Source organism: Ovoidimarina sediminis, from assembly GCF_032586175.1.
Classification (GTDB): Bacteria; Pseudomonadota; Alphaproteobacteria; order Rhodobacterales; family Rhodobacteraceae; genus Ovoidimarina; species Ovoidimarina sediminis.
Genome location: NZ_JAWHTE010000002.1, coordinates 316,792 through 324,536 on the forward strand (window position 1 = coordinate 316,792; position 7,745 = coordinate 324,536).

Consider the following 7,745-nt stretch of genomic DNA (forward strand, 5'->3'; position numbering starts at 1 on the left):
CACGGACCGCATTAGTGGCGTCTTCACCCTTTCGCAAGCGCGAAGTTGCCGCTATGGGCCGGGGCCATGAAGATCGTGTCTCTGATTGCCGCGCCGGGGGCGCTTGTGCCGGATCTGGTTGCCTCGCTTCGGAATGCCTGGGGCGGGGGGGATGCCCAGTGGCTGTCGCCCGACGAGGCGGCGGAGTTCGCCGTGGAGGCGGTGCCGGGGAATGTCGGCGAGGTGCAGGCCGAACTGGACGGGATGGGGGTGGATCTGAATGTTCTGCCCTCCGCCGGGCGGCGCAAGCGCGTGCTTCTGGCGGATATGGACAGCACGCTGATCGAACAGGAATGCATCGACGAACTGGCGGATATGGCCGGGGTCGGCGCGCGGGTGGCGGAGATCACCGCGCGGGCGATGAACGGGGAAATCGGCTTTGAAGGGGCGCTTCTGGAGCGTGTGGGGCTGCTTCGGGGCCTTGACGCGGGCGTGATCGGGCAGGTTCTGGAAGAGCGGATCACCTATCGCGCCGGGGGGTGCACCCTGGCGCGGACGATGCGGGCCCATGAAGGCGCGCTGTCGTTCCTTGTTTCCGGCGGGTTCACGGCCTTTGCCGAAGCGGTGGCCGGGGCGCTGGAGTTCGACCGGTTCCGGGCGAACACGCTGCTGGTCGAGGGGGGCAAGCTGACCGGCGATGTGGCGCGGCCGATCCTGGGACGCGAGGCGAAGGTTGCGACGTTGGAAGAGCTGGTGGCGGAATTGGGCCTTTCGGAAGCCGATGTTCTGGCCGTGGGCGACGGGGCGAACGATCTGGGCATGCTGGGGCGTGCGGGCCTGGGCGTCGCGATGCACGCAAAGCCCGCCGTGGCGGCGGAGGCGCAGTGCAAGATCAACCACGGCGATCTGACGGCGCTTCTGTACCTGCAGGGCTATTCGCGCGACGCGTTCGCGTAGGCCTCTTTCAACCGGTAGATCGCATCGAGCGCTTCGCGCGGCGTCATCTCGTCGGGGTGGAGCGCATCGATGAGTTCCGCTGCAATCGTGTCTGTTTTTGCGGGTTCCGGCGGCGGTGGCGGGGCCGAGAAGAGCGGCAGATCATCGATCAGCGCCTCGCGCCCCGGGCCGCCTTCCCGCGCACGGCGTTCGAGGGTGTCGAGCACCTGGCGGGCGCGTGTGATCACATTTGCGGGCAGGCCCGCAAGGCGCGCGACCTGGACGCCATAGCTGCGGTCGGCCGCGCCCATCGTGACCTCGTGGAGGAAGATCACGTCGCCTTCCCATTCCTTGACCGCAACGGTGGCGTTGGAGACACCCGGCAGCGTTTCGGCCAGTGCCGTCAGTTCGTGGTAATGCGTGGCGAAGAGCGCGCGGCAGCGGTTCGTCTCGTGCAGGTGTTCGAGCGTTGCCCAGGCGATGGACAGCCCGTCATAGGTGGCCGTCCCGCGCCCGATTTCATCCAGGATGACAAGCGCGCGGTCGTCGGCCTGGTTCAGGATCGCGGCGGTTTCGACCATTTCGACCATGAAGGTGGAGCGCCCGCGGGCCAGATCGTCGGAGGCGCCCACGCGGCTGAAGAGCTGGCTGACAAGCCCGATATGCGCGCTTTGGGCGGGCACGAAGCTGCCCGCCTGGGCGAGGATTGCAATGAGCGCGTTCTGGCGCAGGAAGGTGGATTTACCGGCCATGTTGGGGCCGGTCAGAAGCCAGATCGCTGCGCCCTTTGCCGCGCTCAGGTCACAATCGTTTGCGATGAAGGGGTCGCCCGTGTCGCGGCGGAGCGCGGCTTCGACCACCGGGTGACGGCCCGCGTCGACGCGGAAGGCGCGGGTTTCGTCGATTTCGGGCCGGGTCCAGCCGTCTTCCTCGGCGATCTGGGCGAAGGCACAAGCCAGGTCGATTTCAGCGAGCGCCCGGGCGGCGAGGCCGATGGGGCCCGCGTGATCGAGAATCTGGCGTTTCAGGCTGGAATAGAGACTGTTTTCGATCTCGATCGCCCGTGCGCCCGCGTTCAGGATACGGGTTTCGAGACCGCTGAGTTCCACGGTGGTGAACCTCACCGCGTTGGCCGTGGTCTGGCGGTGAATGAAGGTTTCCGACAGGGGCGCCGACAGCATTTTCTCGGCATGGGTTGCCGTGGTTTCGATGAAATAGCCCAGCACGTTGTTGTGCTTCACCTTGAGCGAGGCGATGCCGGTCTCCTTCGCATAGGTCGCCTGAAGGCCGGCGACGACGCCCCGGCCTTCGTCGCGCAGCGTGCGGGCCTCGTCGAGATCCGCATTGGCCCCCTCGGCGATGAACCCGCCGTCGCGGGCGAGAAGCGGGGGTTCGGCGACGAGCATGGCGTCGAGCGTGTCGGTCAGCGCGTCGTGGCCCTGAAGATCGCGGGCGGCGGCTGTCAGGAGGGCCGGGGCCTCGCCCGGAAGCGTCGCGGCGAGGGTGCGTGCCTGGGCAAGCCCGTCGCGCACCGCGGCCAGATCGCGGGGGCCGCCCCGGTCGAGCGCGAGGCGCGACAGCGCGCGGTCGAGATCGGGCACCTGGCGGAGCGCGGCGCGCAGATCTTCGCGCAAACGCCTGTCGTCCAGCAGCCAGGCCACTGCCTCGTGGCTTCGGCTGAGTTTTTCGAGGTCGCGGGAGGGGCTCGACAACCGACGGTCGAGCAGGCGGCCGCCCGCCGCCGTCACCGTGCGATCGATCGTCGACAGAAGCGCGCCCTCGCGGCTGCCCGAAAGGCTTCGCGTGATTTCGAGGTTGCGGCGGGTGGCGGCGTCGATGGCCATCGCGCTTCCCCGCGCCTCGCGCTGCGGCGGGCGGAGGAGGGGAAGTTTGCCGCGCTGGGTGATGTCGATGTAATCGGCCAGCGCGCCGAGGGCCGCGATATGGGGCCGCTCGAACGCCCCGAAGGCATCGAGCGAGGCCACCTTCCAGAGATCGAGAAGCCGCTTTTCCCCCGCCGTGCTGTCGAAGCTGGTGCGCGGGCGTTCGGTGACAGATCCGCCGAAATCAGACACTGTTTCGGCCAAATCCGCCTCAAGCCCTTCGGAGACGAGGAGTTCGCTGGGCGCAAGGCGCGCGAGATCCGCGGCAAGGCGGGCGGGGCCGGTATCGGTGACATGAACGTCGCCGGTGGAGATATCGGCCCAGGCCAGCGCCAGCGTGCCCCGGATCTCGGCGAGGCTGGCGAGGAAGTTGTTGCGCCGGGCGTCGAGCAGGGTGTCTTCCGTCAGCGTGCCCGGCGTCACGAGCCGCGTCACGCCGCGTTTCACCACCGCTTTCGATCCGCGTTTCTTCGCCTCGGCCGGATCTTCGAGCTGTTCGCAGACGGCGACGCGAAAGCCCTTGCGAATGAGCGTCAGCAGATAGCCTTCGGCGGAATGCACAGGCACGCCGCACATCGGGATATCTTCACCCAGATGCTTGCCGCGCTTCGTCAGCGCGATGTCGAGCGCCTGAGCGGCGGCCACGGCATCGTCGAAGAACAGTTCATAGAAATCGCCCATCCGGTAAAACAGGAGCGCATCCGGGTAGCCGGATTTGATTTCGATGAATTGTGCCATCATCGGCGTGACGGCTGCGCGCGGATCGCTCATGACCCACCCCCCGGATATAGTGTCTGGCGAGGTTAACCTGCCCCGGATGTTGTGTGAAGGGCGCGCAAGGGGTCTTTCGCAAAGGTTTCTGTGGAAAACTCGGGGCGCGCGGCCCGACAGAAGCGGTTGTTGCCGTCATGGCCCCCCGCTAACAATCTAAGACCGGCGGGAGGAACCACATGCCCAGAATGAAGATCAGACCCGAGGACGCGCTGCAGTTTCACATGGAGCCGCAGCCGGGGAAGTGGGAGATCATGGCAACGGTGCCGATGACGACCCAGCGCGACCTGAGCCTGGCCTACAGCCCCGGTGTGGCGGTGCCCTGCGAGGCGATCTTCGAAACCCCCGAAACGGCCTATGACTATACCAACAAGGGCAATATCGTGGCGGTGGTGTCGAACGGGACGGCGGTGCTGGGGCTTGGCAACCTCGGCGGGCTGGCCTCGAAACCGGTGATGGAAGGCAAGGCCGTGCTGTTCAAGCGGTTCGCCGATGTCGATTCGATCGATATCGAGCTCGATACCGAGGAGGTCGACGCCTTCTGCAACGCCGTGCGGCTGATGGGGCCGACCTTCGGGGGTATCAACCTCGAAGACATCAAGGCGCCCGAATGCTTCATGATCGAGCAGCGCCTGAAGGAAGAAATGGATATTCCCGTCTTCCACGACGACCAGCACGGCACCGCGGTGATCTGTGCGGCGGGGCTGATCAATGCGCTGCATCTGACCGGCAAGAAGATCGAGGATGTGCGAATCGTCCTGAACGGCGCGGGGGCGGCGGGAATCGCCTGTATCGAACTTCTGAAATCCATGGGCGCGCGGCCCGAGAACTGCATCGCCTGCGATACGAAGGGCGTGATCTACCAGGGCCGCAAGGACGGGATGAACCAGTGGAAATCGGCCCATGCGGTAAAGACCGACCTGCGCACGCTCGACGAGGCGATGAAGGGGGCGGACGTGTTCCTGGGCGTCAGCGTCAAGGGTGCGGTGACGGCGGAGATGGTGGCCAACATGGCCGACAACCCGGTGATCTTCGCCATGGCGAACCCCGATCCCGAAATCACCCCCGAAGAGGCGCAGGCGGTGCGGGCCGACGCGATCGTGGCGACCGGGCGGTCGGACTACCCCAACCAGGTGAACAACGTCCTGGGCTTCCCCTATCTTTTCCGCGGCGCGCTCGACATCCACGCGCGCGCGATCAACGACGAGATGAAGATCGCCTGTGCGGAGGCGCTGGCGGAACTGGCGCGCGAGGATGTGCCCGACGAGGTGGCCATCGCCTATGGCCGGAAGCTTCACTTCGGGCGGGATTACATCATCCCCACGCCGTTCGACCCGCGCCTGATACACCGTGTGCCGCCTGCCGTGGCGAAGGCGGGGATGGATACGGGCGCGGCGCGGCGGCCGATCGTCGACATGGCGGCCTATGAGCTGACGCTGAAGGCCCGGATGGATCCGACGGCGAACATCCTGCAGGGCATCAACGCGCGGGCGCGCGCCGCACAGGCGCGAATGATCTTCGCCGAGGGCGACGATCCGCGGGTGCTGCGCGCCGCCGTGGCCTACCAGCGGAACGGGTTCGGCAAGGCGATCGTCGTCGGCCGCGAGCCCGATGTGAAGGCGAAGCTCGAGGCCGAGGGGCTGGGCGACGCGGCGCGCGAGCTGACGGTGGTGAACGCGGCGACGACCGGCAACCTCGAACAGCTGAAATCGTTCCTCTACGAACGGCTGCAGCGGAAGGGCTTCGACCGGCAGGATGTGCACCGCCTGGCGGCGCGCGACCGGCATGTCTTTTCCGCGTTGCTTCTCGCCCACGAGGCGGGCGATGCGCTGGTGACGGGCGCCACGCGGAAATCGGCGCAGGTCCTGCAGATGATCAACCATGTCTTCGACGCCCGGGCCGAGGACGGCGCGGTGGGCGTGACGGCGGTTCTGCACAAGGGCCGGATCGTGCTGATCGCCGATACGCTCGTGCATGAATGGCCCGACGAGCACGACCTGGCCGATATCGCCGAACGCGGGGCGGAAGTGGCGCGGATGCTGGGGCTCGAGCCCCGGGTGGCGTTCCTCAGCTTCTCGACCTTCGGCTATCCCGTCAGCGAGCGGGCAACGAAGATGCACGAGGCGCCCAAGGTGCTGGACGCGCGCGGCGTCGATTTCGAATACGAGGGCGAGATGACGGTGGACGTGGCGCTGAACATGCAGGCCGCGGCGCAATACCCGTTTTCGCGCCTGACGGGGCCGGCCAATGTGCTGGTCGTGCCCGCGCGGCATTCGGCCTCGATCAGCGTGAAGCTGATGCAGGAAATGGCGGGGGCCACGGTGATCGGGCCGATCCTCGCCGGCGTCGACAAGCCGATTCAGATGTGTTCGACAGTGTCGAGCGTGAATGACATTCTGAACATGGCGGTGCTGGCGGCCTGCAAGGTGAGCTGACGGCAGAGGGGGCGCTGCCCCCGCCGCGCGTGCCGCGCGGCCCCCCGGAGTATTTTCGCCAAAATGAAGGGGCGGGTTACGACTTGCCGCCCGCAAAGGGCGCGTCGCGGCCCCAGAGTTCCTTCACGCGGGCATCACGGCCGCAGGCGGTGCGGTAGAACTTGTAGGCCTCGGCCTTCGATTTCGGCCCGCGGCGGGTGAGGACGAGTTCGCTCTTCTTGTAGTAATCCTGGTGATACGCCTCGGCCTCGTAGAACGGCTTTGCCTCGAGCACGGGTGTCACGATCTTCTGGCCGAGATCGCGGCGCGCTTCGGCGATGGCGGCCTCGGCGGCGGCGCGCTGTTCGGGCGTCTCGACGAAGATCGCGGTGCGGTAGCTGTCGCCCCTGTCGCAGAACTGGCCGCCCGCATCTGTGGGATCGATGGAGCGCAGGAAGAGATCGAGGATCTGTTCATAACCGATGACCGAAGGGTCATAGGTGATTTCCACCGCCTCGTAATGCCCGGTGCCGCCGCGGGTGACCTGTTTGTAGGTCGGGTTCGCCGTTGTTCCGCCGGTATAGCCGGAGACGACCTCGCTGATCCCCCGGACGCGCTCGAAATCCGCCTCGACGCACCAGAAGCATCCCCCCGCCACGACGGCGGTGGCGCGATCCTGGGCGCGCGCCTGGCTGCATTCGACAGCGAGGCCGGCGAGGATGGCGAGGGCGAGCACGAGGGGTTTTGCGGTCGGGAACGAGAAGGTCATCGCATATCTCCTTTGCAGCGGAGTTGTCTCAGGGAAAGCGTGGGCCGGCAATTCACCGGGCCGTGAGGTCACGAACAGGTGACACGCGTTACAGCTGGCGATAGCGTCGCGGACGAATCGCCGGCAGGGAGGGTCAGGGATGCGCATTGCCATGTGGTCGGGGCCCCGGAACCTGTCGACCGCGATGATGTATGCCTTTGCCGCGCGGGGGGATTTCGCGGTCTGGGATGAACCGTTCTACGCCCCGTATCTCAGGGCGACCGGGATCGATCACCCGATGCGCGACGAGATCCTCGGCTCCCATGAATGCGATCCCGCGGCGGTGGCGGCGCGCTGCGCGGGGCCGATCCCGGGGAAGAAGCCGAACTTCTACATGAAGCACATGGCCTTCCACATGCTCGAAGGTTTTCCCATGGGCTGGGCGGAAGGCGCGACCCATGTGCACCTCATCCGCCACCCGGCGCGGGTGGTCGCGAGCTATGCAGCGAAGCGCGAGCGCCCGACGCTCGCCGATATCGGCTTCGAGGCGCAGGCGGAGATCTTCGCCCGTTGCCCGGGCCCGGTGATCGACAGCGCCGATATCCGGCAGGATCCGGAGGTGGCGCTTGCCGCGCTTTGCGCCGAGATCGGGCTTCCCTTCGATCGCGCGATGCTCAGCTGGCCGCCCGGCGGGCATCCCGAAGACGGGATCTGGGCCGCGCATTGGTACGGGGCGGTGCACCGCTCCACCGGGTTTGCCGGGGCCGAGGGCCCGCTGCCGGAGCTCGACGGCGCCTATGCCGATCTCGCCCGCGCCGCGATGCCGTTCTACGAAGCGATGTCGGCCCGCGCCCTCACCTTCATGTGGCCGTAAATATCCCGGGGGTCCGGGGGCAGCGCCCCCGGCCGGGGGGGGGGGGGGGGGGGGGGCGCCCCCCGCGACGCGCCCCACCTGTTCCGAAAACGTCTTTCCGATCGCCGGCGCCTTGAGGCGCAGGGCCGCGAGCGCGGCGG

5 protein-coding genes are annotated in these 7,745 nt (G+C 67.2%); 3 read left to right on the plus strand and 2 right to left on the minus strand.

What is annotated here, in order from left to right:
* Window positions 1–66 precede the first annotated feature (66 nt).
* Window positions 67–936: a phosphoserine phosphatase SerB gene (gene serB / locus RXV90_RS04490; protein WP_316647145.1), complete on the plus strand. Its 870-nt coding sequence runs from the start codon at window positions 67–69 to the stop codon at window positions 934–936.
* Here serB and mutS read toward each other — a convergent pair.
* Complete coding sequence (mutS, locus tag RXV90_RS04495) at window positions 912–3,569, minus strand: DNA mismatch repair protein MutS (RefSeq protein WP_316647146.1); 2,658 nt, start codon at window positions 3,567–3,569, stop codon at window positions 912–914. The two genes, serB and mutS, sit on opposite strands and share 25 nt — an antisense overlap.
* A gap of 179 nt (window positions 3,570–3,748) precedes the next feature.
* On the opposite strand from mutS, the gene RXV90_RS04500 reads away from it, so the two are divergent.
* Window positions 3,749–6,004: an NADP-dependent malic enzyme gene (locus RXV90_RS04500; protein ID WP_316647147.1), complete on the plus strand. Its 2,256-nt coding sequence runs from the start codon at window positions 3,749–3,751 to the stop codon at window positions 6,002–6,004.
* Window positions 6,005–6,080: 76 nt separating this feature from the next.
* Here RXV90_RS04500 and msrA read toward each other — a convergent pair whose 3' ends face one another.
* Window positions 6,081–6,752: a peptide-methionine (S)-S-oxide reductase MsrA gene (gene msrA / locus RXV90_RS04505; protein ID WP_316647149.1), complete on the minus strand. Its 672-nt coding sequence runs from the start codon at window positions 6,750–6,752 to the stop codon at window positions 6,081–6,083.
* 139 nt (window positions 6,753–6,891) lie between these two features.
* On the opposite strand from msrA, the gene RXV90_RS04510 reads away from it, so the two are divergent.
* On the plus strand, window positions 6,892–7,605 hold the full coding sequence (locus RXV90_RS04510) for a sulfotransferase-like domain-containing protein (RefSeq protein ID WP_316647152.1): 714 nt from the start codon (window positions 6,892–6,894) through the stop codon (window positions 7,603–7,605).
* The last annotated feature ends 140 nt before the right edge of the window (window positions 7,606–7,745 follow it).

Bases quoted from the DNA above. Each gene is read 5' to 3' on its own strand.
- serB (WP_316647145.1), top strand. From the start codon at position 67: ATGAAGATCGTGTCTCTGATTGCCGCGCCGGGGGCGCTTGTGCCGGAT.
- RXV90_RS04510 (WP_316647152.1), top strand. From the start codon at position 6,892: ATGCGCATTGCCATGTGGTCGGGGCCCCGGAACCTGTCGACCGCGATG.
- mutS (WP_316647146.1), bottom strand. From the start codon at position 3,569: ATGAGCGATCCGCGCGCAGCCGTCACGCCGATGATGGCACAATTCATC.
- msrA (WP_316647149.1), bottom strand. From the start codon at position 6,752: ATGACCTTCTCGTTCCCGACCGCAAAACCCCTCGTGCTCGCCCTCGCC.
- RXV90_RS04500 (WP_316647147.1), top strand. From the start codon at position 3,749: ATGCCCAGAATGAAGATCAGACCCGAGGACGCGCTGCAGTTTCACATG.